Origin of the sequence: Paenibacillus sp. FSL E2-0178, assembly GCF_038593005.1 — a bacterium.
Taxonomy (GTDB): domain Bacteria; phylum Bacillota; class Bacilli; order Paenibacillales; family Paenibacillaceae; genus Paenibacillus_AQ; species Paenibacillus_AQ phytohabitans.
The window spans coordinates 3,445,462-3,471,252 of record NZ_CP151953.1; the positions used below are offsets into that span (position 1 = coordinate 3,445,462).

Consider the following 25,791-nt stretch of genomic DNA (forward strand, 5'->3'; position numbering starts at 1 on the left):
TATTTTACGGCACACTCCTATTGTATGTAACCGAAAATGGAAGCTTTGAAAACTTTCTTGTCGATTTATGTTGAGAAAAATGTAAATTTTTCGGTCATTTCATACATAGGAATGGCATACATCCTGGTAGCATACACCACAAAAGCATCCACCGTCCAGCCTAAGTCTGGAAGTAAATTGCCTGCGGGACGTCCCTTTACCCGTAAATTTTCCAGCCGCTCCAGCGTAAACGGCTGCTCCTCACGGTATTTGCGGGCCACTGTCAAATGGGGATTATACGTTCGTGTTTCCGCCGTGAACCCTAACGGAAGTGTCGCGGAAACCACCTTTTTCTGCAGCTCCCTGAGCGGCTCAAGCTCCCCGGAAACCCCCGTCCAGAGCACTCTTGGCGAGTCCGGGAGGCCGAATGTGCCCCATTCTCCGAGCTTCAGCTGAAAGCCTTTGCTTGACGAGGAAACTTTCCGGAGCGCCGCGAACAGGGCCGGGATATCCTCCTTCGGAGTGTCGCCAAGAAATTGCAGCGTAATATGGAAATCTTCAAAATGTGTCCATCTGGCAAATTTAAGTCCGGAAGACACGCGGGCAGACTCATTTTTAAGATAATAGCGCAGCGCTTCCGGCAAAGGTATAGCGATAAACAGACGCTCAAATTCTTGCTCCGGCTCCTTATGTTCCATTCTAATTTCACCTTTCCAGGCAGATTTGTTATGCTTATTCTATACTTATCGTCCATTTCTCTACTGAAATGTAGAATAGGAGGGAACCAACATGACTAAATCCATCGTTTGTATGCAGCATTTATCAGATGGGCAGCAGGAGCTGATCCGCGCCGCTGCACCAGATTATACCCTTACCCTCGGAGATTCCAGGAATCCGGACCTTGAGCTGCTCTCCGGTGCGGAAATTATCATCGGCTGGGGAAAAGGCGTCAGTGATACCCTTCTGCGCCAGGGTTCACCGCTGCGTTGGGTCCAGGCCTGGTCTGCCGGTGTGGAGAAACTTCCGCTCGAAGCCATGCATGAACGCGGGATTCTGCTGACGAATGCCAGCGGTGTTCACGCCGAACCGATTACTGCCGTTATCTTCAGCTTCATGCTGATGTTCACCCGGAACATGCATACTGCTATCCGCAACCAGCAGAACCGCCGCTGGCATTCGGATGGACAAGAGAGTGAATTGACCGGCAAGACGGCAGTGATTGCCGGAACCGGCTCCATCGGCAGTGAAACCGCCAGAATTGCCAAGGCTTTCTGTATGAAGACGATCGGTGTGAGCCGTTCCGGCCGGCCGGTTGACGGCTTCGATGAGGTCTTCACGACCGGACAGCTGAAGGATTCCGTGAGCGACGCCGATTTTATTATCAACACTTTGCCGATCACCGACGAGACGCAGGGAATATTCGATGCAGACATCTTCTCCGCTGCCAAGCAGGGGGCCTATTACATTAATATTGGCCGCGGAGCGACTACCAATACGGACGATCTAATCTCTGCGCTGCACAGCGGACAGCTTGCCGGTGCCGGACTCGATGTCTTCGAGAAAGAACCGCTGCCGGAGGATCACCCTCTATGGGAAATGGAGCAGGTCATCATGACCCCTCACTGTGCCGGGGTAACCGACCGTTACGCGGACCGGGTAGTGGATATTTTCGTTGAGAACATGAAGGCCTATCTGGAGTCCGGAACGCCTTCACTCAATCTGGTCGACTACAGCCGCCAATATTAAGCCTCCGCTGCTAGGTAGGTGCGGGGTTACTGTGGGATATGCGGACTTGTGGACAGGCTGGCGAGCCTGCTGCCAGGTTGCTGCTAACTTGTGGACGGGCTGGCGGACGGGCTGCGAGGTTGCTGAGGACTGGCGGACGGGCTAGCGGGCTTGCTGCCAGGTTGCTGCTAACTTGTGGACGAGCTGGCGGACGGGCTGCGAGGTTGCTGAGGACTGGCGGACAGGCTGGTGATTGCTGAGGATTTGCGGACTTGTTTGTGACTTGCGGGTTTAAAGGTGCCTCCTGCGGCTAAATGTTGTACATATTACAACATTGGATGTTAGATAAAAGGGTTTTCTAGAGAATTGTTGTATGAAATACAACAATTCTCTAGTTAATCTGCCGGATGGAGGCGAAATGATGCCTTTTATACAACAATTTTCGGTTAACGTCGATCTTTTGAGGAAAATGTTGTATTTTGTGCAGGATTTCAACTATCCGGATTTCAACGAAATGAGTTGAACCTGAAAACAACCTATTCCGTAGAGCCCAGCGCTGGCAAGACTCTGCGCGGACAAGTCTATTGTGAACTAGCTAGTGCGAAGTGCATTGCAATTACTTTAATTGTATTTCCTGCAGTTAAATAACGGCGAAAAAACGGATTTTCCCGGTTAACTGTATTCTGTACAACTAAAATTAGCGGTACGTCTTTTTTCCCGGAGTATGGGGGATTTTAACTGTAGAGAATGCAGTTAAAACCCTCGCAGCGCAAAAAACGATCGCTTTAGTTGCACAAAATACAGTTAGTTAGTACTTAGGCGGCGCGGGTCTCGTCATCAATTCGCCAAGGAGTTCGAGCCTGCAGTTCGAGCTAGGAGCCGGGGCCATCCGAAAAACCCCCAGTTCAAGCTGTATAGTAATATAGCACTAGGTAACATAACTTTGCTCTCCCCAGCACATTACCAAGACAAAAACAGCCTCTGCTAACCTAAGCAGAGGCTGTTTTTATATTCCCATCTCACTATATAGTTTGAACTTGAAATTTACATTTAGGGAGAAGTGGCGGAAGAGAAGTTTGGAACTGTAGGAGCGGCAGCGTCCGCCTTTGTTCACGGATTTCCACCGCTACCAGCGGTATAAATCAAGAAATCCGGGAACAACAGCGGCCGGAAGTCCAAACATTCTCTGCAGTCACGGCGTATCCCTAAGTATTAGAATTTCACCACTCAAACTATATAGCCCCTCACACTTGAAATCGCGTCACAGACTCCTTAAGCTCAGTAAGCAGCAGCTTCAGATGCTCGATGCCGTTAGCCACTTCCGTAGTCGCGCTGAGCTGCTCGTGGGCCGAAGCTGAAGTCTCTTCTACACCGGCCGCAGATTGCTGGGCGAGTGCCGAGATATGCTGGCTGAACTCGTTCATGGTTTCACTGGCTCCGGTCATCTGCTCCAGATCCTTGGCCATTTCTTCCACCGTGAGCGCCATTACCCCCACCGAGCCGTTGATATCGGCCAGGGCTTCGCCTGTCTCGACTATCTGCCGGCTGCCCTCTTCCGTCTTCGCCACGCCGCCGCGCAATTGTTCAACCATCGCTCTGGAGTCATGCTGGATTCCCTGTGTAATTCCGGTAATCTCCGCTACGGTCCGCTGCACATCCTCCGACAGCTTGCGCACCTCCTGTGCTACTACCGCGAAGCCCCGGCCGCTGTCACCGGCTCTCGCCGCTTCAATGGCCGCATTGATCGCCAGCAGATGCGTTTGCTCAGAGATGCTGCGGATGGAGCCCACAAGCCGGAAGATCCCCTCGTTCTTGCGGTTCAGCTCCTCCACCGTGTCCATAGACTGCGATACAGCGTCCGCAATCTGGTTCATTTGCGCTACAGAGCTCTCCATGAGCGCTTTGCCTTTTTCACCCTTCTGCCGCACCTGCTCCGAATGAAGCGAGAGGTCAATTCCCCTGCCGGCAAAATTCTCAATTATAGCGTTTAATTCCTCCACCGCCTTAGAAGCATCTACCGCTGCTTCGGCCTGGCTGCCGGAGGCTTTGGCCAGCTCTTCCATGGTCAAGGCAATCTGGCTGCTGCCCTCCTTGGTATCGGAAATCGTATGCATCAGCTCATCGCCCTGTTCCGAAATCACCTCGGAGACATTTCTGATCCGGTTCACCATTTCCAGCAAGGTACGGTTAGTTTCGTTAACGGTCTTGGCAAGCTGGCCGATTTCATCCATATTGCCGATCAGGGTATCCTCAGCGGTCAGATCACCGCCGGAGATCCGCTGCAGGTGTACGGTTACCTTTTTGAGCGGATTGATCATAGTCTTACGGATCACCATGTTAATCATTCCGATGACTACCAGGACAATCAGCACAGTTACAATACTCAACGTCAGGGAAGTGTGGAAAATCTTCTCGGACACTTTGCCCTCACTCGCTGCTTCATCCTGAGTGTGTGCAACAAGCGCGTCCAGATCAATCTGCATCGAATTAAACGCCTCAATCCCCTTGTGGGATACCTCCAGTGCTAATGCCTCGTCATTCGAGCTGCTGAGCAGGATCGCCTGATTGTTGACGGTCAGGAACTCTCCCCATTTCCCGACGAGCGACTGTAATTGCCCCAGCTCCTGCTCTCCCCGCAAGGTGAGCTTGTATTCCTTCAATGTATCTGACACTTTGCGGATGAATTCAGCCCGCTCTTCCGCCAGTGTGTTTTTCTCTGCGCTATCCGTGCTCAGAATATGCTGCATGCTGATCGCCATAACATGCTCTGTCAGGTAATTTACATTGTGGATTTTATCCAGTGCGGGAATGCTCTGATCAATAATATTGCCTGTATTCTTCTGCATACCGTTCATTTGATAGAGCGAGACTCCGCCGGTAACCAGAACCAGTACTGCCAAAGCCGCATAACCGGAGGCAATCTTGAATCCAATACTTTTACTTCCTTTAGCTACTGCGGTCTGGCGCACCTTTTTAGTTCTACTCACCCATTTTTTAACTGCACTTTTCAGTTGTTGACCCTTGCCCATCTACGCGTGCCTCCTCAAACTTTTTCCGAAAACATGACCGGAATTCCATTCTATTACATTCCATTTTCATAAAAGAACAAAAAAAATAGGTTGCTAGTACTATTTCGGCAAAATACCTAAAAAATTTTATATGTATATCCAGATCATATAAAAAAACAGTACCCGCCAGCCAAACCGGCTGACAGGTACTATGGGCGCAGAGCCATGCCTAATCCAGATCGTAAATCGAGCCTACCTTTAGTCCATACAGCTCATTGTAGATTTTCTCGGCAAACGCATCGGTCATCCCGGCGATATAATCTGTCACCATATGCTCCCAGGTCCAGATGGGCCTGGCCGACCTCTGATCCTTCTCATACCGCTGCAGCCAGTCGCTCGGAATAATACTCCGCGAGGTCTCGGGATCCAGGAAGGCCTCCCACAGCCGCCGGAGGATCCATTCACTCCGTTTCTGCAGGCGCTGCACACGCAAATCGCGGATCATCGTTACCCAGGCGAAGCTTTTGAGCACACTGACCGTCCGCAGCATATCCTCATCCTCCTGGCCTTCCTTGATGAAGGTAACCTTCTTCCAGTCCCCGTCCTCGATGACGCCGAGACTGGCGACGAAAGTACTGACCCAATAAGCTTTAACTTCACGGCGCGTGCGGGAGTAGTCATTCTCACAGGTTGGCATTTTCTCCATCCATACCCGAAGGAATGAGCTAAGCACTTCCTCCACCTTGGCGCTGATCGCCTCGGCCTGCCAGCCTGACCAGAAGGCATCCTCCAGCGTCGTGATCTTCTCTACAATCAGCCGCTGGATGTATTCGTCGTGCATGAAATGCTCGTGTACCTCTATCTTGCCGGCCTTGATGCCGTCTTCGAGGTCATGGGCCGAATAGGCTATATCATCGCATAAGTCCATAAGCTGTGCTTCCAGCGTCTTCTTGCCTGCCGGAACCCCCCACTGGGTGCGGATCTCGTTGATGTACTCCCATTCATGCAGGTACATGCCCTTCTTCAGCACAGTACCGGGAAACGGATATTTGTTAATGCCCAGCAGCACCGCATCCGAGAGGTTCAGTCCATCAATATTTTCGCGTTTCTCCAGAAACATGATCAGGCGGAAGTTATGGGCATTGCCTTCAAAATGTTCATATTTACGCTTCATGCTCTCATGGATCGTCTGCTTCTGTACCGGACCGGCCCCGGACTTCGCGGCAGCCTCCGCTGTCTTCTTGGCAATAAGCCCTTCCAGCAGGCTGTCCAGCACCTCTTCCCCCTTATGCCCAAACGGCGGATGTCCGAAATCATGCGCAATGGCCGCACATTCCACGACCTCCGGATCGATGACCAATCCCGGATTCTCAGCTGCCCCCGTCTCTACCTCAGGGTAAGAACGCAGCAGACTCTTGGCCGCTTCACGGGCAATCTGCGCCACCTCCAGCGAGTGGGTCAACCGTGTGCGGTAATAATCTCCGGTGCCTGCACCGAATACCTGTGATTTGCCTTGCAGCCGTCGAAAGGTCGGCGAATGGATCAGACGCGAATAATCGCGTTCATATGCGGCTCTGGATGTTTCCAGCCGGGTAATTTCCGGATATTGCCTATGCTCTCTTTTCTCAATTAGTGTCATCTCCGCTGCCCCTATTCCATTGTTCTGTATTTAGTATCTCATTATAAGTCATTTCCGGCAGAACTTTCACTCTAAAATGCGACCAGATAAGTTTCCGGTTCAGATGTTACTTTCATCTTTATCATTAACCTTCCAGTTCGCTTTATATAAAATGCATATTTCCCGGGGCAAATGGAGCATTCTAAGGCTCAAGCAGCGCAGGAACGGCTTATAAAAACACAGGGTGTGGAGTGAAACTTGAGACGCATGAAAAGAGGAATCCGAATCACTGCCGCGGCCCTTGCAGCGCTCGCGCTTATGCACGGCTCTGCAGACATTGCCCTCGGCAGCCCGAACAGGGCCAAGAACCGCTATTATTATGAGGAACGGGGCGACATGATCTGGGAGGTGCAGACCACCCAAAAGGTTATTGCACTCACCTTCGACGACGGCCCGGACCCCTTCGAGACGGATGGCATTCTGGAGGTACTGCATGAATACAATGCGAAATGCACTTTTTTTGCAATTGGCAAACGGATCGCCGCTTATCCCGAGGTCGCCAGACGCGTCATTAATGAAGGCCATGAGCTTGCGAACCATACCTATAATCACGTTTATTTCAAAAAACCGGTCTCCGGGCAGCAGATTCAGGAGGAGCTGGAGCTGACGGAGAAGGAGATTGTCAAAGTATCCGGCAAACACAGCAGCCTGTTCAGACCGCCGGGCGGAATGTACGACGACACGATGATTGATGTGTCCAACAGCATGGGCCTGAAGCCGGTGCTCTGGTCCTGGCATCAGGATACCCGCGACTGGAACCGCCCGGGAGTCTGGAGCATCTCCAGCAGAGTGATCCGCAATGCCCGGAATGGAGATATCGTTCTGTTCCATGATCATGTCCATGGGCAATCGCAAACGAAGGAAGCGCTGAAGATCATCCTCCCCGAGCTTGCGAAGCAAGGGTTCCGGTTCGTCACTGTCTCCGAGCTGATCACGTTATCCGATGCGCAGCAGGCGAAGACAGAGCGGCACGGGACATATTGAAGCCCCGTCTGCCGCTCTGCACCTGCGGTCCGGGGGTTTCTTAGATTGCGCAGGTCCACAAAATAAGGTAGTCTTGAGCATTATAAGCATTATATGGCTACCTGTGACTTCTGCCGCAGTGCATCCCTGGGAGGGTTTAATTCATGTCTGAGAATACTTCCTATACCACCGAGGAAATCGCCCGGTTACTCAAAATATCCAAACTTAAAGTCTATGATCTGATCAAAAAAGGAGAGCTGCCCTCCTACCGTGTCGGCAAACAGATGCGTGTTGATCTCTCTGATCTGGAGGCATACAAGCAGAATTCCCGCAGCAGCGGGGCTTATGGGCATCCGCTCCCCGGCGGAAGCGGATTACAGGAAATACAGCCGCTGCAGACGGCCGCTTCCTTTGCGGCTCCGTATCAGGCCTTCGCCCCTCCGCCCCCCCATACCGGCAAAAGCACCAGTATGAATGTGGTCATTACCGGCCAGGATATGTCGCTTGATATTCTGGCGACCTATCTGGAGCGTACGCTGCCGTCCACCCGCCCGCTCCGTTCGTATGCCGGCAGTCTGGACAGCCTGATTGCCATGTATCACGGGGAATCGGATATTGTCAGCACCCATCTCCTGGATGGGGATACCGGCGAATATAATCTGCCTTATATCCGCAAGCTGCTCGTAGGCTTCTCTTATATCGTAGTGCATCTGCTATCACGCAGTGCCGGGTTCTATGTGCGGAAGGGCAACCCCAAAGGCATCCGCACCTGGAGTGATCTCCGGCAGAACGGGCTGATCCTGATCAACCGCGAACGCGGCTCCGGGGCCCGGGTGCTGCTGGATGAGCAGCTCCGCCTGCTCGAAATTCCATCCGCATCGCTGGAGGGCTATGGAACCGAAGAGAACAGCCATCTGGCTATAGCCGGTATGGTGGCGCGGGGCAGCGCCGATGTGGGTATCGGCACCGAGAAGGCCGCCAAGATTATTGACGGCATTGACTTCATTCCGCTCACCACGGAACGCTACGATCTGGTCATGGTCAAGAAGCCCGAGAATGAACAATGGATCAGCACGGTTCTTGATATTCTGCGTTCATCCGCCTTCCAGAACGAGCTGAAGTCCATTCACAGCTATGACCTTACCGAAACAGGGAATATTATATACGAGACTTGAACTAGCGGAACAGCAAAAGGACGCCCGGAAGAGATATACCACCGGGCGTCCTTTTCACTGCATCTGTATTTCAATCGGGGTCTTCAATCCTTACTGCTGCATCCGGTCTACAATCCCGGTGAACAGAATACCTATCGCTGTAGCTCCGGCATCCGGGTGGCTGAGGCTCCGCTCGCCCACATAGCTTGCCCTGCCTTTGGAAGCGATAATGTCTTTGGTGTGCTCGGCTCCCTGCACCGCCGCTTCTGCGCCCTTGCGCATGCTGATCAGCAGGGCGTCGCCACTCTCCGCACTCTTCCGCTGAGCTTCAGCAGCAGGAATCAGTGCATCGAGCAGCGTCTTATCGCCAAGCTTCGCTCCGCCCCGCTTCTGAATCCCTTCCGCCGCATGCTCCAGCAGCTCGGCAAGTTCAAGTCCGCTTAGCTCTGTCCGGCCCTTGGCGTATTTCGCCGCGCTGCGGAAGGCCGAGCCCCAGATCGGACCCGAAGCGCCTCCGCAGTGCTCAATGATCACCATTCCGCAGGCTTTGAGGAATTCACCGATTCCCTCCTGCGGCAGCTCCTCCCATTCCAGCTTCAGCTGCCGGAAGCCTTTGGCCAGCGACATGCCGAAGTCCCCGTCTCCGGCGAAGGAATCCAGTTCACAGAATTCGACTTCCTTCTCAATGATAAGCTTCGCCATCTCATCTATCATCACTACTATATCAGCTGTAAGCAGCTTCTCCATTGCTTCCGCCTCCTAACATCTATAAGCTGCCGTCTCCGCGCTATAGTCGAGTGCCTGCTTCAGCTCATCATCCAGCTTCAGCAGGGTGACCGATGCTCCCGCCATATCAATCGCACTCATATAATTACCGACAAAGGTCCGGTATACCCTAATCTTGGCTTCCTCCAGCAGCAGGCTGACGGAACGGTTCAGAATGTACAATTCCTGCAGCGGCGTTGCCCCGAAGCCGTTAATCATCAGCGCGACCTCTTCCTCCGGGTTAACCGGCATATCGGCGAGCAGCGCCTGAAGTGCCTTCGCGGCCAGTTCATCGGCCGGAACGAGCTTTTCCCGGGCAATACCCGGTTCGCCGTGAATGCCTACGCCGAACTCGATCTCATCCTCTCCAAGCGCGAAGGTTGGTGAGCCTTTGGCCGGCACGGTACAGGAAGTCAGCGCGAAGCCGATCGACCGGACATTGCGCACTGTTTTCTCCGCGATGGCCTTGACCTCCGGAAGTGTATCTCCGCGTTCTGCAGCCGCTCCGGCGATTTTATGCACAAACACCGTTCCGGCCACGCCTCTTCTGCCTGCCGTCGATGCATCATCCGCTACGGACACATCATCGTTCACATACACTTTCTCCACGGTGATATCATCATCTTCGAACGCCATCTCCGCCGCCGCATCGAAATTCATACAGTCGCCGGAATAGTTCTTGATAATCAGCAGCGTTCCTTGGGAGGAAGCCGTCTTCGTAATCGCATTGTAGACCTGAATGGTCGACGGAGAGGCAAACACATCACCGCATACCGCCGCATCCAGCATTCCCTTACCTACGTATCCGCCATGCGCAGGCTCATGTCCGCTGCCTCCGCCGCTGATCAGGGTGACTTTGTCCGGGTTCAGCTCTTTACGCGTAATGATCTTGTATTTCCGGTTCCACTCCAGCAGCTCCGGATAAGCAAGCACCATGCCCTCGATCATCTGCACGACTACATCTTCAGGAGCGTTGATGATCTTCTTCATCTGGCTTCGCCTCCGCTTCCGCCCAGCCGGTCCGCAGCCAGAATGGCCGCATATACATCGTACTTCGTAACCGGGAACGGCATATTATGAATGGACTCCCCTTCGGCACAGGCTCTTTCGGCCACCGGCATCAGCCGGGCTTCACTGATATCTGTAACACCCAGGTCCTTCAGGCAGGTAGGTAATCCGAGCGACTTGCAGAAGCCAAGCACCGTGTCCAGTTCTTCCTGCGGCGCATTCTCCAGCACCATGTGCACCAGCGTGCCGAAAGCCACCTTTTCCCCGTGATAATAGTGATGGGTCTCCTCCAGAATGGTCAGCCCGTTATGCACCGCATGCGCTGCGGCCAGCCCCCCGCTCTCAAATCCAAGTCCGCTAAGCAGGATATTCGTCTCGATAATATTCTCCAGCGCCTGCGTAACCACCTTGCTGTCATTGGCCGCTTTGGCCTTCAGCCCGTCCTCCAGCAGTGTTTCGTAGCAGAGCCGGGCCAGCTCCATCGCCGCCTTCGTGCTTACGGCCCCGGAATTGTTATAGGTGAACCCTCTGACACAGGATCTCGCCTCAAAAAAGGTCGACAGCGCATCCCCCATCCCGGCCACCAGAAAACGCGTCGGCGCATTGGCAATGATTCCGGTATCCACCAGCACCACATTGGGATTCTGCCGCGCATACAGATAGGATTCGAACTCGCCGTGCTCCGAATAGATCACCGAAGAGCCGCTGCATGGTGCATCAGTCGCCGCAATCGTCGGTACGACAATAATCGCAATTCTAGCCCGGTTGGCGATCGCTTTGGCTGTATCCAGCGCCTTGCCGCCGCCGAGGCCAACAATCACATCACAGCCTTCTGCTGCCGCGAACTGCTCCAGCCGGCCGATCTCCTTAAGCGTACATTCCCCGCCGAACCCGCCGGTTACGAATTCGAAGCCGCCTTTGGCAACTGCCTTGTCCAGGTAATCCTGAACCCGGGCCTGATCATCCTTATGCGCCACCAGCAGCGCTTTCCGTCCATAGATCGTTACATAGTCCCCGATGTTGTACAGTTCATCTTTGCCCTGAACATATTTAGAGGGAGAGGTTAGTATTTTTCTCATTTCACAGCACTCCTTAGGCAGGATTTGTAAACGCTTCCTATTCAGTATAAGCGCTTTGCCGCTGTTTGGCATTGCACGATCCTGTATAGAACTATTCCGTCATTTCATCCTATAAACTCCCAGCGCAGCGCGGATTATGCACGGCTCTTCAGGCGGTAGACCGCCGGTGTTTCGCCTGTAGCTTTTTTGAAGGTCCGGATGAAATACCCGCTATCCTCAAAACCCAGCGAATACGCGATGCTCACTACAGATTCTTCCCCCTCCGCCAGACTACGTTTCGCTTCCTCCAGCCTAAGGCTATTTATATAGGAAGAAAAGGTGCTGCCCGTCTCCTGCCTGAACAGTCTGCTGAAATAGTCTGCGCTGATCCAGCATAACTGGGCCATGTCCGCCAGTCTCAGCCGCTCCCGGAAATGCCCATGCATATGCTCCAGCGCCGGCTTCAGCCTGAGGCTGCCGCCTGTTGTGCCCGCAGCTTGCTTCCTGTCAGTCGGCTGGCCCGCCTCCTCCTGTACCTGCTGCCGGCGAACCTCCTGCTCCTGCGCTGCTTCTTCTGTAAGCTTCACATCGGCAGCAGCTGCAGAAGTGCCGAATACATAAGTCCGGTTCCTGGCGCTAACTCTGCCGGTTATATAATGGCTCATGTGGGTGACCAGACGGGCTACGGATTCGATCCGTTCATAAGACATCTCCGGAAGGCTCCGGTAATATTCCTCCAGCATGCTGTCATGCTCCCTTTGATCTGGAGTGCTGGTTGCGCTCAGCATATCAAGCTTCTTACCGGTATCCTGTGCGGGAATAGAGATCTGCCCCAGCATAATGGAGCCAAGGTACTTGCTGCCGACTACCAGCGGTACCGCCATATCCACAATCCCCATATGGCATTTATAGACATAGGGACGCTGCATACTCTGTGCGGCATATCCCCCGCGGTAATCACAGCTCTCACATAACCGGGAGGACTGGGTGGCCGATCTCATCGCTCTGCAAAAGTCCGTGCATTTGCTGTGCCGGGTCACCGGCTTGCCGCCAGCATCGACCGTAAGCACAGCCATATCCGTCACCGCAGCAAGATCGTCCTGAATGATCTGCAGCGCCTGTGTATCCACGACATCCTCAAGCAGTTCCAAAGAGTTCCTCATGAGTCCCTCCATTATCATTCAAATTATATCTAAAATTATAACATGATAACGGTTGCAACAAGGGGATTCGGCGCAAACATTTTCAAGTTGGCGGATTCCGGGGCACTTCTGCCCCTCATTCCCGCCTGCTGCCTGCTTCCGCCGCATTCAAGGGGATTTCTCCCTTTCATTTCCTCCTCTCCCCCCCAAACTAAAACAACGCCCACCCCGGTACAGGATGGACGTTGTTCTTTTCAGACCGCTATGATTTAGATTCCGTGATCACAATAACATCCCGGCTATAGCTCCCCCCGGCAAACTCCAAGCCTAGCGGCTCTTCCTTGCGGGGCAGCAGCGCTTCGGCAATGATATTGCCGGTGTGGTCGAGGTAGCCCGCTACCTCTACACTATTATGGTATAAGCAGATTTCATCCACTCGATCTCCCATTATAATACGCAGGGCCGTTGCCTCTTCAGCAGATAGCTCTTTCCCGTTCATCCGTGCAGGCAGGGGCTCAATGGTCACCTTAGGTTTCTCCGTTCCGAACGGAACGGCAAGCGTTACGATTGCCGTCCTCCCCGCCACAGTTAATGAACGCTTCACCACCGGACTCTCAGTATACTCCCCCTGCTTGAAAATCAGTCCCGGCTCAAGCAACAGCTGGTCCTCAGCGTGGCCGGCCGGCAGATGCAGCAGCAGCAGATTAGCCCCCTCCAGCTGAGTGGACACTTCACCGCTGCGGCAGTCATATCCCGCTCCGCCTGTTGGCAGATGAAAGTACTGCTCATAACGGTGCTGTTCCTTCGCTTCAAACAGATCCACAATCAGCCAGTAGCTGTTCTTGATGAACAGCACCTTGCGGGAATGGATGACCGGATCATCGTAACGGGTATAGCCGTAATGGCTCGCGAAGCTGTAGTCATAGGCTGCACTGGACTGGACGTCCCAGATTCTGCAGGCCGCCGTAGTTGGCGTATTCCAGTGAAAGCTGCGGACATGCTGGTCCTGGCCATCCACCACTACTGTATTATGGGCCCGGGTGGATACCGTATATTTACGCTCCTTGTTCCACTCGAACAACCCCATGCCTGAATCCGCCAGCAGCTCGCGCCCTCCGGCGTAGAGCACCAGGCTCAGCGCATCCGAATGGGCATGTCCGCCGACTCCAACACCTGCACGCATCGCCATGTACATGTCTTCCCGGCTCCAGCCCTGCCTGGAGGTAATGTAACCTCCAATCGGGAAGCAGGCTGCCGTTTCGGCAGGCTGCTTCGCCTTCAGCTGCTCATATTGCTGCACCGCTTCCGGCCCTACTCTCCAGAGCAGGGAGAACGGCAGCCGCTCATGCCCCAGCGCTTTGAAATCGCCGCGCTGATACAGATAAGCGCCCAGACTCATGACATTGCGCAGCTCGCTGACCACCTGCACATCGGTATCGCCGAATTTGACCAGCTGTCCGTCAGGGGCCAGCAGATGCATCGTCACGGTGAACATTTTCTCCAAGGTGTCGCGATACTCCCCGGCGTCGATTCCAAGCTTATGGAACAGTGCCACCAGCTCATACAGATCGCGCATCACGATCAGGTGATAATTCGGACTGCCTTCGAACTGTACCCCATCCGCATATACGTTCTGGCGGATATATCCCGGCAGCTCACGCAGCCCGTACTCCAGCCATTCTGCGGAATCCTTCAGCTCCGGCAGGAGCAGCGCCGTCTGAATCAGCCCCCGCAGCTGCATGCAGACATGATTGCCGCCGCCGGCATGATATTTGCGCACATACTGCCCGTGCTCATGGAAGGACTTGATCAGCTTCAGCTTAACCGCAGGTTCAAACGCAGGTGAGCTGAAGAAGATAATGAAGGCTTCGGGCAGCATAAACAGCCGCACCCCGACAGACAGCGGGTCCCAGGTCGAATGCTCGGAACGGAACGTATCATCCACCGGCACCCTATTATCATCGATGAAGTCGCTGATCATGTCATTGAAGCATTTGGCGTATTTCTCATCACCGGTCAGCGCATAAGCTCTGGACAGATGCTTCACATATACGAACCGGGTCAGATGCAGCTGATACTGTGAGCTGTCATACAGCCAGCTGTTCCAGTCATAGGTTCCACGCGGAAAGACCACTCTTTTCCCCTTAAATAGCGGGATATCCCCTTCCACGATCCGGTCTGCCTCAGCGATTGTCTGCTGCGCTTCCTCCTCATGGCCGTAGTAGCTTGCGGCATACGCCTGAAGCTTGGGAACATCCTTCACTTCAAAGTAATATCTCCCGTTGTTACCTGCTGCAATGACGTCCAGATACGCATCCCGCGCAGCCGGAACATCACCTGACTTCAAGTATGCAGCCACACCGCCAAGCTCAGGTCTGTTCAAGTCCAGCATGGTGCCGAGGAATTCTTCATCCGATAGCTGCGGCTTTGTATATACAGGATTATGGCGCAAGTCTTTATATCCAATCGTCATTTGAACCCTCACCTTTATTGGTTTAACGGATCTCATCCGCGTCTATTCCTTGATCGAACCCAGCATGGCTCCTTTGGCGAAATATTTCTGCAGGAACGGATACACGATTACAATAGGCAGCATGGCCAGCAATATCGCCGCATTCTGGACATTGGGTCCAAGGTTGGCTGCAAGCTGTGCGTCAACTGCAGCCTCTGCCGAAATATTGGAGGCACTGATCGCCACCATCTGCCGCAGGAGCGGTTGAATCGGCCAGCGCGATGTATCATTCAGATAGATGACCGCTGAGAAGAACTCATTCCAGAACTGCACCATGAAGAACAGCGTAAACGTGGCGATGATCGGTTTGGACAGCGGAAGCACGACCGAATACAGAATTCTGAACTCTCCTGCCCCGTCAATTCTTGCCGCTTCATCCAGACTTTCCGGCAGGCTCTGGAAGAACGAGCGGATGACCATGATATTAAAAGCACTGGAAGCCGCCGGAAGCACCACTGCCCAGTAGGAATCGATCAGACCCAGATTTTTGACCACCAGATAACTGGGAATCATCCCGCCATGAAAGATCATGGTGAAGAAAATAATCAGCAGCATGATGCGGCGGCCGGGCAGAAACTTCTTGGATAAGGCATAGGCCAGGGTAATCGATACAAACAGGCTAAGCAGCGTACCCATTACCGTGATAATGACGGAGTTCTTGACCGAGGTCAGGAACGTATTCGCATTCAGCAGATAGCTGTAAGCATCCAGCGTCCAGTGCTTGGGCCAGATGAAGAAATTCCCGGCCATTGAATCTCCGGGCGGACTGAAGGATACCGCGATAATGTATAGAAAAGGCAGAATAACCAGCAGACTGATTAAGCAGATAATAACTACAATAATGGTGTCAAACCATGTTGCCTTGAGCTTCATAACGTCCCCACTCCTGTTCTTGTTCTAGAATATGCCTTCCTCGCCAAGCAGCTTTGCCGCATAATTGGCCCCGACTACAAGGATCAGACTGGCAACGGATTTGAACATGCCTACGGTAATCGCGAAGCTGTAATTGAATTGCTCCAGACCGATATGGTAGACGAACAGATCGAACACATTGGAGACATCCAGGTTGAGGCTGTTGGTCATCAGGAAGATCTGCATGAAGTTGGAGTCCATAGAGGAGCCCAGACGGAGCAGCAGCAGTATAACAATCGTGCTCTTGATGCCGGGGAGGGTAATATGCCAGATGCTCTGCAGCCGGCTCGCTCCATCCACTTTGGCCGCTTCGTACTGCTCCGGGTTGATCCCTGCCAGTGCCGCCAGGAAAATAATTGTCCCCCAGCCTGCATCCTTCCAGATGGACTGGAAGATGACCAGCGGCCGGAACCATTCATTGCTCACCAGGAAATTGGCATTGCCGTCAAACCACTGGCTGAGATAATGATTAATGACGCCTGAAGGCCCGAAGAACGAAATCGTAATCCCGTAAATGACGACCCAGGACAGGAAATGGGGCAGATAGACGATCGTCTGCGACACCCGTTTGAACACTTTGAGCCGCACTTCATTCAGGAGTAACGACAGGAGGATCGTAAACGGAAAATAAATGATCAGGTTCAGCAGACTGATCAGCAATGTATTTTTCAGCAAAATATAGAAATCGGAGGTTCCGAAAAACTGTCTGAAATTATCCAGCCCCACCCACGGGCTGTCCATAATGCCTTTGAACGGGCTGTACTCCTTGAAGGCCAGAATGAGTCCCGACATCGGGATATAATGAAAAACCAGAAAATAGAGAATGCCAGGTGCCGCCAGTAAATAGAAAGGCCATAATTGATTAAACCGTTTAGGGCGCAAAGTTCTCTGCACAGGCTAAACCTCCTTATCCATGGGCAAAAGAAAGGGGAAGCCCCCTCCTTTGCCTCTGTGTATATTTAGTGGTGTCTTATTTAGTGCGCTGCATTATATTGATCCAGCAGTTCCTTGGCTATCTGCCCGCCTGCACCATTAGTCCAGGTATCAATCTCCTTCTGCACATCTTCCCAGGTGCCTTCACCCAGCACATATTTCGTCATCACGGCGCTCATTTTTTTGTAGCTGTCCGGATTCTTGCTGGCGAACTGTGAGTTGTAGCTGAGGAACGGATTCTCAACACCGATTTTGCTGATGATATCCAATGTCGCCTTTTGCTGCGCCAGAATCTCCGGCTCCTTGGAGCTGGCGTATACATATGGATCTACCCGGTTCTCCAGCACGAATTGGCTCGGCTTATCCAGGTCGTATTGCTTCTTCTGCTCTTCAGTCTGCACAGCAACACCATCTTTGAAGTCACTGGAGTGAATGCCGGTAACTCCCGCTTTGGAGAACGCTATATTCTCCTCGGAGGCGGTAAAATCAAGGAAATCAACAATCTGCTGAACCTTATCTTCCGGTACGGAGCTTGGAATGACCCACAGCCCGTAGTATCCGCCGAGTACAGCAGCACCTTTGTGTCCGCCTGCCCCTTCGAGCACATCGACAATGGCAATTTCAGCATTTGGATCTGTCTGCTTCAGCTTCTCCACATTGGCCTCTCCCAGATCGCTGACATTCCCCACAAAAGCACCCGCTGTGCCTGACAGGAACTTGCTCCGTGCCTGGCCCTGGTTCTTGAGCACCGGCGCATCCTTGTCAATCAGGCCTTTGCTCCAGGAATCTCGCAGCCACTCCAGAAATGCCTTGTATTCGGGAGTCTGGAAATCGCGCACAGCATTCCCGCCGTCCAGCTTCCACACATTAGGAATGCCGAAGGCAAACTGAATCGGAAGCACTCCTGAGAAAGGTCCGGGACTGTTGACTCCGTCTGAACCATAGATCGTAAACGGAATGGTTTTGCCTCCGCCTGCCGGATCATTCTCCTTGAATGCAGCAAGCGCATTCGTCAGCTCATCCATCGTCTTTGGCACAGCCAGATTGTATTTGTCCAGCCAGTCCTTACGGATCAGGATATTGGCTTCCCCTCCGCCGTACAGGCCGCGCGGCCGGGGAACTCCGTATACCTTGCCGTCAATTCTGATTCCATCCCAGACGACATCATCGATCTGGCTGATATTCTCCGTCTTCTCCAGATAAGGCGTCAGATCATGGAACGCGCCCATCTTCACCAGGTTATTGAATTTGTCGTCCTTTCCGCCGTCCATGAGCAGCAGATCATAGGAATCACCTGCCGACACGGCTACGGAGAGCTTATCGGTATAGGCCTCGGAGGGTACGAAGGTCACATCCAGATCGACGTTGCCGCGTTTCTCCAGATCCTCCAGCGCTTTATTGCTGCCCATCTCCGGCGGATTGCCGAAGAGGATCGTCATCGCTTTGATGCTGGCCGGCTTGCCGCCAGTCTCTGTCTGTGTGCTTCCATCCGGTGAGGCTGTGCTGCCTGCTGCAGAATTGTTGTTACCGGAGCAGCCTGCCAGGGCTGTTGCCATTAATGCTGCTGATGCCATAAGCGGTACAAGCTTTCTTGTAAAATTCATTGTTATCCCCCATTCGCTTGTATTGAGTGCGTTTACATTGTTCTTACACTTTGGATTATAGAAGACACCGCAGGTAGTGAACATGCCGGATTCGAGCCAAAGTGTCACCATTCTTAAGATTTCCCCGGATCTGTGTTTCTCCTTATTCTCCAATGTACTATAATCTTTATAGGATAGCCTATCCAGCATCCAGCGTCTAAAACCGGTTAACGGAAGGGGTTCCTATGAGTTCACCATTTTTCAGCTTTTTGCGGCGGAGCTTCTACATCAAGATGATTCTCGTCATGTTCGCCATCTCCGTGATTCCGCTGATTGTATTGTCTATTATCTCTGTAAGCGTATCCACCACAACCGTAGAGAAACAGGTGAACCGTCTGAATGCCCAGCTGGTCAATCAGGTCGTAGACCGGATTGAATTAACCATGACCCGGCTGAGGGAATTAAGCGAGCAATACTCACGTATTTCGTCGATTCAGGGCGCGCTGGTTTCACCGTCAGCCCAATATTTTGAAGAGGTTGTCCGCAAAAAGGATCTGATCTCCGTGCTCAGCAGCGCCTCGGCGATTATCGGGAATGTTGAAGGACTGCAGGTCTATTCAGCTATTACAGGAGAAGTGCTCTCTTCTACGGAGGCCCCGGCTGCCCTTGCGGATTCCCCTTACCGGCCGCTGATTGAAACGTATTTGGCCTCGGGGAAACCTAATATTTTTCTGGATAAGCACTCTCTGCCGGAACTTGCGATTCTGGACTCTTCCACCTATTATATCTCACGGGTTCCCTTCGATTTGTATGAGGACTTGAAGGGAGTACTGCTGATCTCCATGAGCAATAACCAATACCAGCGGCAGATCGAGAATATTCAGCTCGGGAGCGAAGGCTCCATTTCGCTGTTGACCGAAGACGGGCTGACGATCGCTACAACCAGCAAGCTTGAGAAAGCCGAGGATACCCGGCGTGTACAGGGTATTCTCAAGCACTGGAAAGAGCTGAACCGCCCCGATCAATTCGCGGCAGGCTCTTCCATTGTCTCAGTCAAACAGACCTCCACCTACGACAACTGGATCGTGGTCTCGGAAATTCCGTCCAAGGAGCTTACCGCCAGCGCAGACATTATCCGGCGGACCGTAACTTATTTCCTGGTCATTCTTGCGGTGCTGGGGGCACTATGCGTTGTCGGGTTCGGATATCAGTTATACCGGCCGCTCCAAGCCGTGAAGCGGCAGGTCGATGCGCTTAAGAAAGGGCATTTCGAGGCCCGGGTCACTCATTTTGCCAATAATGAAATCGGGGATCTGGGCCGGATGCTCAATACGATGGCTGTCCGCATTCAGGATCTGCTGGCCGATTTGCATGATTCGGAGGATTTGAAGCGCAAACTGGAGATTAGAGCGCTGCAATCGCAGATTAATCCCCATTTCATGTACAATACCTTAAACACCATCCGGATGTTCGCCATGATGAAGGATTATGAGAAGATCAATTCGCTGATGGGCCGGCTGGTCGCGCTGCTGCGGTACTCTATGGAGAATTTCGAGCAGACCGTACAGCTTCGGCAGGAGCTTGATTATTTGGCGGATTATGTGGGGCTGCTCAATATGCGGTATAAATGTCAAATCCGGCTGGAGTCCAGCATCGAGGAGCCGCTGCAGAGTATGCAGATTCCGAAGCTGAGCCTCCAGCCGCTGATCGAAAATTCTGTGTTCCATGGGATTCTTCCGCGTAAAACGCCGGAAGGGCATATCAGTATACGGGTCTTCACCGATACCGGCCAGAACTATATCATCCTTGAGATTACTGACGACGGGATTGGCCTTGCGGAAGCCGAACTGAAGAAGCTGCAGCTCCATCTGCTCCATGAAGAGTCCACGGAGAACATCGGGCTGCAGAATGTATGGCTGCGGATGAAGCTGCTGTTCGGAGGGGATGCGCAAATTCTGCTCTCCAGTGACCCGGGTGAAGGGCTGACGATCCGTATTATGCTGCCGTCTGAGAATGTTCTTGTAAAGGAGGAGCCTCATGAATCCCTATAGAGTTGTGCTCGTGGAGGACGAAATTCCGGCAAGAACGGTATTCCGTCATTTCATTGAAGAGCGTGCCGATTTATTCACGCTGGTTGGCGAAGCCGAAGACGGCCGGGACGGACTTGAATTGTTCCTGAAGCACAAGCCGGAGCTTGTCGTAACCGATATCACCATGCCGGGCATGAATGGGCTTGAGATGCTAAGCGAAATTGAGAAAAGCGGAGAACGTCTGCCGCAGATCATCATCCTTACCTGCCACCAGGATTTCCATTATGCCCAGCAGGCCATTCATCTGAAGGCGGCAGCCTATCTCATTAAAGATGACTGTCTTTCTGATCCCGGCCTGTTGACCCGGACGATGGAGGAGTTGGCCTCCCAGGTGAACTCACTTGATGAAACCCGGGAAAAGCATCTCCAGCTGGAACAGCAGGTCCGGCTCAGTGAGGTGGAGATTGAGCAGAGCCTCTTTCTGGATATGCTGCTGAGTCCAGCGGCCGAAGCCAAGTGGCTGCGCAGTCTGGAGGACTCCCAGCTCCCGCTTCACGAACAAAGCTTCAAGGTATTGCTGCTGGAGCTGGACAGGAATTCCCTTCGCTTCCCGATTGATCAGCTTGAAGAGCTGAAGCTGTGGCAATTCGCCGGAGTCAACGTACTTAAGGAGCTGCTGGCCGGCATAGGCCCGCATAAAGTCATCGCGCTCGACAAGGGACGTTTTCTCGCCATATACACCGATACGTCAAAGGCTATGCGCCCCAATTTCCCGGAACAGGTGCTGGATTCCTTTGCCGCCAATCTCAAAATGAGCTGCATTGCCCTGCAGTGCAGCTTCGGCCAGGGACTGAAGGCCCGGCCTGAGGCACTGAAACGGCTGGCTTCTGCCCCCTATCCTTTCTTTTACCGCTTTGGCGAGAGCATCGCTATTGAGGATTGGGAACAAATCGCCCGTTTCCAGCGGATTCCGGAGCCGCTCAGCCGGTTCTGGAGCAAGGTACTCAAGAAAGCACTGCTGGAGCCGCATTTGAACACGGCTGCACTGGAGCAGGAACGCCTCTCCTTATACCGCCAGGCTATGGAGCAATCCTGGGACCCGGAGCAGATCAAATCCTTATATTTGAGAGTCTTCCTGGATATGAGCCATAACGTTATTGGAACAGAGGGCGGTGCGGATCTAGAGGCGGACCTGCGTAAAAAAATGGAGCTGTGCCAGACCTTCAACTCCGTACACGAGGCGACCTGCGATTATTTCCGCAAGCTTCAGCAGCTTCAGGAGGGCGGCCGGAAGATCGATGCTTCGATTACAAGAATCATTCAGCATATGCGTGAAGACCTCAGCTATCCCTATAAGCTGGAGGAGCTGGCAGCTTCGATTAATTACAGTGTGCCTTATTTCAGCTCCATGTTCAAAAAAGCAGTAGGCGAAAGCTTCATTCAATACCTGTCCCGTCTGCGGATTGAAAAGGCAAAGCTGCTGCTGCTTACCACGGATCATAAGACATTTGAAATTTCTGAATCTATCGGTTTTGAGAATTACCGGTCCTTTAACCGGATCTTCAAGAAAGAGGCCGGCGTATCCCCTTCCGATTACCGCAGAATGGGCATGGGAATGCCCCAATGAAAAACCCCCGGTATCTCCAGAATTTCTGGTGATACCGGGGGTAATTCAGCTTACACTCCGTCAGGAACGGCGGTTAACAAACATCAGCATAAGGGCCGAGATGACAATAATCGAGCATACCCACATCCAGGCCAGCGTCATATTGCCGCCGTCAACCGCTACATAGATTGCGGTCGGCACCGTCTGGGTGCGCCCGGGAATGTTCCCCGCTACCATAATCGTAGCGCCGAATTCGCCCAGCCCCCGGGCAAACCCGAGCACATAACCCGCGGCCAGTGAACGGCTGGCCAGCGGAAGGGTTACATAGCGCAGGACCTGAAGCTCGCTGGCTCCCTGCGCCCGCGCGGCATCCTCAAGATCCTTCTCCACCCCTTCGAAGCCCGCCTTGACCGTCCTGTATACCAAGGGGAAAGCGACCACTACTGCGGCAATGACCGCCGCGCCCCAGGTAAACAGAATGGTATGCTCGGTGAACTGTTCATACAGCCTGCCGATCCAGCTACGCCGGCCGAGGATCACCAGCAGGACGAAGCCGACAACCGTCGGCGGCAGAACCAGCGGAAGCAGCAGGACCGTTTCAACCAGGCTGTGTCCGAAGAACCTCCGGCCTGCCATCTTCTTGGCTGCGAGCGTAGCCAGTAAGAACACTATAATGCTGGTAATCACTGAAATCTTGACCGAAAGCCAGACCGGGGCGAAAAAATCGGTCCAATTGATCTCCATCTCTTCTCACCCCATTTATATAGTAGTTATTATTGTGCTAATTGAAAGCCGTAGCTTGTAAATACCGCGTCCGCCGCTGTTGTCTGTACATAATCGTAGAATGCCTTGGCCTCCGCCTGATGCGAGGACTCCTTAACAATGCCTACCGGATAATTAATGGCCTTGTGCACATGTCCGCCCACTGTCAGGGCAATCTTCACTTTGTTCGACGTAAGCGCGTCTGTCTTGTAGACGAAGCCGGCATCTGCATTGCCTGTTTCCACATAAGACAATACCTGACGGACATCCTTGGCAAAGACCAGCTTGCTCTGCAGCGTATCCCATACCTTCTTAGCCGTCAATGACTGCTGCGCATATTGCCCGGCCGGCACCGATTCCGGCTGGCCGACAGCCACCTTCTTGAAGGCTTTATCGGTAAGCTGGGTGATTGTAGTAATGGAAGTCTTCGAATCAGAAGGCACCACGAGAACCAGCTGATTCTTCAGCAGTTCCGTATTATCACTAATGAGCCCGCCATCTACCAGGGCAGTCATCTGTTTGTCTCCTGCAGAGAAGAACAGATCAGCCGGAGCGCCTTGTTCAATCTGCTTTTGCAGCGTACCGGAAGCACCGTAGTTAAAAACAAGATCAATACCGGGATGCTGCTTCTCGTAAGTCACGGCAATCTTGTCGAGACTGTCCTGCAGGCTGGCTGCCGCAGATATAATAATTTCAGTTTTCTTAGCTGCCTGTGCCTGTTCACCAGGTGCAGCAGACAATCCCGCCGCTACCAATCCCGCTACTAACACTAACCTCAACTTCTTGAACATTTCCATTCCTCCCATGTATGTATCTTATATATTTTGGTGCTATTCTAGCACATCTTTTTTGGTTTTACTATACGTTTTGATTATGTTTGATTATATTTAGTTATTATTGATATGAACAAGTGATAATTCCAGCTGTAAGTATAGCTACTCAGAAAAAATAGCCCTTACAAGCCAAAGGCCTGCAGGGCTATCAGTGAACAGAAGTTAATTCTTCATCCGCGGGTCAAGCACGTCGCGCAGGCCGTCCCCTACCAGGTTGAAGCCAAGCACAGTCAGCATAATGGACAGCCCCGGGAAAATAACCGTCCAGGGTGCCTTCTGAATGAACTGCCGTGAATCCGAGAGCATCTTGCCCCATTCCGGATCGGGCGGCTGTGCGCCGAGTCCCAGGAAACCAAGTGCAGCTGCCTCAATAATCGCGGTGGCGATGCCAAGTGTCCCTTGCACGATAATCGGCGTTAAGCTGTTCGGCAGAATATGGGTCAGCAGAATGCGGTTATTCGTCATTCCGATCGCCCGGGCTGCCGTAATGTACTCCTCCGATTTCAGAGAGAGTACCTTGGCCCTTACCAGCCGGCCATAGGTAGGGATATTAACTATGGCAATGGCATACAGCGCATTCTGCAGCGAAGGCCCCAGAATGGCTACGATGGCAATGGCCAGCAGAATACTCGGGAAGGCCAGCAGAATATCGAACATGCGGGAGATCAGCATATCAATCCATTTGCCGTAGAATCCCGCAAGAATCCCCAGAAACGTACCGACAACAATGGAGCCGATAACCGAGAAGAAGCCCACCCAGAGAGAGATCCGGGCACCGTATAGAATACGGGTGAACATATCTCTGCCCAGATCATCTGTACCGAACCAGTGGTCAGCGGACGGCGCCTTGAGCCGGTTTACCAGCTCCTGCTCCTTGAAGCCGTAAGGGGCGATGAAGGGTGCCAGCAGGGCAATCAGCACAAAAAATACGATGATGCCAAGGCCGGCCATCGCTGTCTTATTCTTGCGGAAAGCCTTCCACGCATCCCGCCAAGGCCCGGAAACCTTGTCAGCAGGTACAGCCGGGGGCGTTACTTGAATTGATGCCTGTCCCATAGGTTCACCCCTCACTTGTAGTTGATGCGCGGATCAATGACGGCATAGAGCAGATCCACCAGCAGATTAATGAATACGAAGATAAAAGCAATGATCAGGATACCGGTCTGGATGACCGGATAGTCGCGTGAGCTGATCGCCTCAAATATATATCTTCCCACGCCCGGCCAGGCAAAGATTGTCTCTGTCAGCACCGCACCGCCGAGAAGCGCACCTGTCTGCAGACCTACTACGGTCAGCACGGGAATCAGCGCATTCTTAAGTGCATGCTTATATACGACAAGGAATTGCGACAATCCTTTGGCCTTTGCCGTACGGATATAGTCGGAGTTCATGACCTCCAGCATACTCGAACGGGTCATCCGGGCAATAATTGCCATCGGAATGGTGCCCAGTGCTATGCTTGGCAGGATCAGATGCTTGATGACCGTCCACAGCTGGCGCCAGTCTCCTGCCAGTATCGTGTCGATCACATACAGATTGGTTATACTCTCCACGGGATTCCGCTGATCCATCCTGCCTATAGAGGGCAGCCAGTGCAGCTTCAGCGCGAATAACATCTGCTCCATCAGCCCCAGCCAGAAGATTGGCATGGACACGCCAATGAGCGCTATAATCATCGCGGTATAATCAAACCAGGAATTCTGCCGCCAGGCACTTAGAATACCGGCGTTCACTCCTACAAAGGTAGCGAACAGCATACTCGCTGCCGTAAGCTCCAGCGTTGCCGCCAGATAAGGCATAATCTCTTTGGCAATCGGTGTCTTAGTCCGGATCGAGGTTCCCAGATCTCCCTGCACCAAATCTCCCATATAGTTGAAGTATTGCTGCAGCCAAGGTTTGTCGAGACCAAGCTGCTCGCGCAGCGCCTGTTTGGACTGCTCGGTTGCTTTTTGGCCCAGAATGGTTTCGGCCGGATCACCCGGAATGGCATGAATAATGGAGAAGACGATAATTGTCATTCCGATCAGCACAGGGAATAAAACCATGACACGTTTTAATAGGTAGGAGTTCAAGTTGGCTCACCTTCCAGTGGTCCTTAAGCATAACTTGCCGCCCGGCATGCGGCGGCAAGGAAATGCTT

18 protein-coding genes and 1 pseudogene are annotated in these 25,791 nt (G+C 52.8%); 5 read left to right on the forward strand and 14 right to left on the reverse strand.

The features are described from left to right. Positions 1 to 65: 65 nt before the first annotated feature. The gene (thpR, locus tag MHI42_RS15100; RefSeq protein WP_342424324.1) at positions 66 to 677 is read right to left on the reverse strand and encodes an RNA 2',3'-cyclic phosphodiesterase; all 612 of its coding nucleotides are present in this window, start codon (positions 675 to 677) and stop codon (positions 66 to 68) included. A gap of 91 nt (positions 678 to 768) precedes the next feature. On the opposite strand from thpR, the gene MHI42_RS15105 reads away from it, so the two are divergent. After that, on the forward strand, positions 769 to 1,725 hold the full coding sequence (locus MHI42_RS15105; protein WP_342424325.1) for a D-2-hydroxyacid dehydrogenase: 957 nt from the start codon (positions 769 to 771) through the stop codon (positions 1,723 to 1,725). Between the two features lie 1,223 nt (positions 1,726 to 2,948). On the opposite strand, the gene MHI42_RS15110 is transcribed toward MHI42_RS15105, so the two are convergent. Then, positions 2,949 to 4,691 carry a methyl-accepting chemotaxis protein gene (locus MHI42_RS15110; RefSeq protein WP_342424326.1) on the reverse strand — a complete coding sequence of 581 codons (1,743 nt, stop codon included), beginning with the start codon at positions 4,689 to 4,691 and terminating at the stop codon, positions 2,949 to 2,951. Between the two features lie 250 nt (positions 4,692 to 4,941). Continuing rightward, entirely contained in the window at positions 4,942 to 6,351 is a 1,410-nt protein-coding gene (dgt, locus tag MHI42_RS15115; RefSeq protein WP_042134021.1) for a dGTP triphosphohydrolase, read from the reverse strand. 246 nt (positions 6,352 to 6,597) lie between these two features. On the opposite strand from dgt, the gene MHI42_RS15120 reads away from it, so the two are divergent. Further along, a complete protein-coding gene (locus MHI42_RS15120) occupies positions 6,598 to 7,374 on the forward strand; it encodes a polysaccharide deacetylase family protein (protein WP_342424327.1) in 777 nt (258 codons plus the stop codon). A gap of 143 nt (positions 7,375 to 7,517) precedes the next feature. Continuing rightward, on the forward strand, positions 7,518 to 8,528 hold the full coding sequence (locus MHI42_RS15125) for a helix-turn-helix transcriptional regulator (protein WP_342424328.1): 1,011 nt from the start codon (positions 7,518 to 7,520) through the stop codon (positions 8,526 to 8,528). A gap of 90 nt (positions 8,529 to 8,618) precedes the next feature. Here the strand turns inward: MHI42_RS15125 and dhaK are convergent. The 7 genes and pseudogenes from dhaK to MHI42_RS15160 form a co-directional block, all read right to left on the reverse strand. Further along, positions 8,619 to 10,262 (reverse strand): annotated as a pseudogene (gene dhaK, locus MHI42_RS15130) (dihydroxyacetone kinase subunit DhaK). Continuing rightward, positions 10,259 to 11,359, reverse strand: coding sequence for a glycerol dehydrogenase (locus tag MHI42_RS15135; protein ID WP_076242274.1), 1,101 nt, complete (start codon positions 11,357 to 11,359; stop codon positions 10,259 to 10,261). Before MHI42_RS15135 ends, dhaK begins: the two are co-directional and overlap by 4 nt. Positions 11,360 to 11,493: 134 nt before the next feature. After that, a complete protein-coding gene (locus MHI42_RS15140; RefSeq protein WP_342424329.1) occupies positions 11,494 to 12,501 on the reverse strand; it encodes a PocR ligand-binding domain-containing protein in 1,008 nt (335 codons plus the stop codon). Between the two features lie 241 nt (positions 12,502 to 12,742). After that, the gene (locus MHI42_RS15145; protein WP_342424330.1) at positions 12,743 to 14,953 is read right to left on the reverse strand and encodes an alginate lyase family protein; all 2,211 of its coding nucleotides are present in this window, start codon (positions 14,951 to 14,953) and stop codon (positions 12,743 to 12,745) included. Between the two features lie 42 nt (positions 14,954 to 14,995). Continuing rightward, entirely contained in the window at positions 14,996 to 15,865 is an 870-nt protein-coding gene (locus MHI42_RS15150; protein WP_042134005.1) for a carbohydrate ABC transporter permease, read from the reverse strand. 24 nt (positions 15,866 to 15,889) lie between these two features. After that, complete coding sequence (locus tag MHI42_RS15155) at positions 15,890 to 16,798, reverse strand: ABC transporter permease subunit (protein ID WP_042134003.1); 909 nt, start codon at positions 16,796 to 16,798, stop codon at positions 15,890 to 15,892. Positions 16,799 to 16,878: 80 nt separating this feature from the next. Continuing rightward, entirely contained in the window at positions 16,879 to 18,441 is a 1,563-nt protein-coding gene (locus MHI42_RS15160) for an extracellular solute-binding protein (RefSeq protein WP_342424331.1), read from the reverse strand. Positions 18,442 to 18,665: 224 nt separating this feature from the next. Between MHI42_RS15160 and MHI42_RS15165 the strand changes: the two genes are divergently transcribed. Together MHI42_RS15165 and MHI42_RS15170 are read left to right on the forward strand one after the other, a co-directional pair. Further along, complete coding sequence (locus tag MHI42_RS15165) at positions 18,666 to 20,471, forward strand: histidine kinase (RefSeq protein ID WP_340989008.1); 1,806 nt, start codon at positions 18,666 to 18,668, stop codon at positions 20,469 to 20,471. Further along, a complete protein-coding gene (locus MHI42_RS15170) occupies positions 20,458 to 22,077 on the forward strand; it encodes a helix-turn-helix domain-containing protein (RefSeq protein WP_342424332.1) in 1,620 nt (539 codons plus the stop codon). The genes MHI42_RS15165 and MHI42_RS15170 overlap by 14 nt, the downstream gene beginning before the upstream one ends. 60 nt (positions 22,078 to 22,137) lie before the next feature. Here the strand turns inward: MHI42_RS15170 and modB are convergent, their stop codons facing one another. The 4 genes from modB to MHI42_RS15190 all read right to left on the reverse strand — a co-directional run bounded on the left by modB (position 22,138) and on the right by MHI42_RS15190 (position 25,723). Next, positions 22,138 to 22,800: a molybdate ABC transporter permease subunit gene (gene modB / locus MHI42_RS15175; RefSeq protein ID WP_042133997.1), complete on the reverse strand. Its 663-nt coding sequence runs from the start codon at positions 22,798 to 22,800 to the stop codon at positions 22,138 to 22,140. Between the two features lie 29 nt (positions 22,801 to 22,829). Further along, positions 22,830 to 23,609 (reverse strand): molybdate ABC transporter substrate-binding protein, encoded by a 780-nt coding sequence (gene modA, locus MHI42_RS15180; protein WP_342424333.1) that lies wholly within the window; start codon positions 23,607 to 23,609, stop codon positions 22,830 to 22,832. Positions 23,610 to 23,813: 204 nt separating this feature from the next. Further along, positions 23,814 to 24,707, reverse strand: a complete 894-nt coding sequence (nikC, locus tag MHI42_RS15185; protein WP_171720516.1) for a nickel transporter permease — start codon at positions 24,705 to 24,707, stop codon at positions 23,814 to 23,816. 11 nt (positions 24,708 to 24,718) lie between these two features. Beyond that, entirely contained in the window at positions 24,719 to 25,723 is a 1,005-nt protein-coding gene (locus MHI42_RS15190; RefSeq protein WP_171720517.1) for an ABC transporter permease, read from the reverse strand. Between the last annotated feature and the right edge of the window lie 68 nt (positions 25,724 to 25,791).

What these genes read in the sequence shown, in the direction of transcription:
- thpR (WP_342424324.1), bottom strand. Translation starts at nt 677, where the DNA reads ATGGAACATAAGGAGCCGGAGCAAGAATTTGAGCGTCTGTTTATCGCT.
- MHI42_RS15105 (WP_342424325.1), top strand. Translation starts at nt 769, where the DNA reads ATGACTAAATCCATCGTTTGTATGCAGCATTTATCAGATGGGCAGCAG.
- dgt (WP_042134021.1), bottom strand. Translation starts at nt 6,351, where the DNA reads ATGACACTAATTGAGAAAAGAGAGCATAGGCAATATCCGGAAATTACC.
- MHI42_RS15120 (WP_342424327.1), top strand. Translation starts at nt 6,598, where the DNA reads ATGAAAAGAGGAATCCGAATCACTGCCGCGGCCCTTGCAGCGCTCGCG.
- MHI42_RS15125 (WP_342424328.1), top strand. Translation starts at nt 7,518, where the DNA reads ATGTCTGAGAATACTTCCTATACCACCGAGGAAATCGCCCGGTTACTC.
- MHI42_RS15135 (WP_076242274.1), bottom strand. Translation starts at nt 11,359, where the DNA reads ATGAGAAAAATACTAACCTCTCCCTCTAAATATGTTCAGGGCAAAGAT.
- MHI42_RS15140 (WP_342424329.1), bottom strand. Translation starts at nt 12,501, where the DNA reads ATGAGGAACTCTTTGGAACTGCTTGAGGATGTCGTGGATACACAGGCG.
- MHI42_RS15145 (WP_342424330.1), bottom strand. Translation starts at nt 14,953, where the DNA reads ATGACGATTGGATATAAAGACTTGCGCCATAATCCTGTATATACAAAG.
- MHI42_RS15150 (WP_042134005.1), bottom strand. Translation starts at nt 15,865, where the DNA reads ATGAAGCTCAAGGCAACATGGTTTGACACCATTATTGTAGTTATTATC.
- MHI42_RS15160 (WP_342424331.1), bottom strand. Translation starts at nt 18,441, where the DNA reads ATGAATTTTACAAGAAAGCTTGTACCGCTTATGGCATCAGCAGCATTA.
- MHI42_RS15165 (WP_340989008.1), top strand. Translation starts at nt 18,666, where the DNA reads ATGAGTTCACCATTTTTCAGCTTTTTGCGGCGGAGCTTCTACATCAAG.
- MHI42_RS15170 (WP_342424332.1), top strand. Translation starts at nt 20,458, where the DNA reads ATGAATCCCTATAGAGTTGTGCTCGTGGAGGACGAAATTCCGGCAAGA.
- modB (WP_042133997.1), bottom strand. Translation starts at nt 22,800, where the DNA reads ATGGAGATCAATTGGACCGATTTTTTCGCCCCGGTCTGGCTTTCGGTC.
- modA (WP_342424333.1), bottom strand. Translation starts at nt 23,609, where the DNA reads ATGTTCAAGAAGTTGAGGTTAGTGTTAGTAGCGGGATTGGTAGCGGCG.
- nikC (WP_171720516.1), bottom strand. Translation starts at nt 24,707, where the DNA reads ATGGGACAGGCATCAATTCAAGTAACGCCCCCGGCTGTACCTGCTGAC.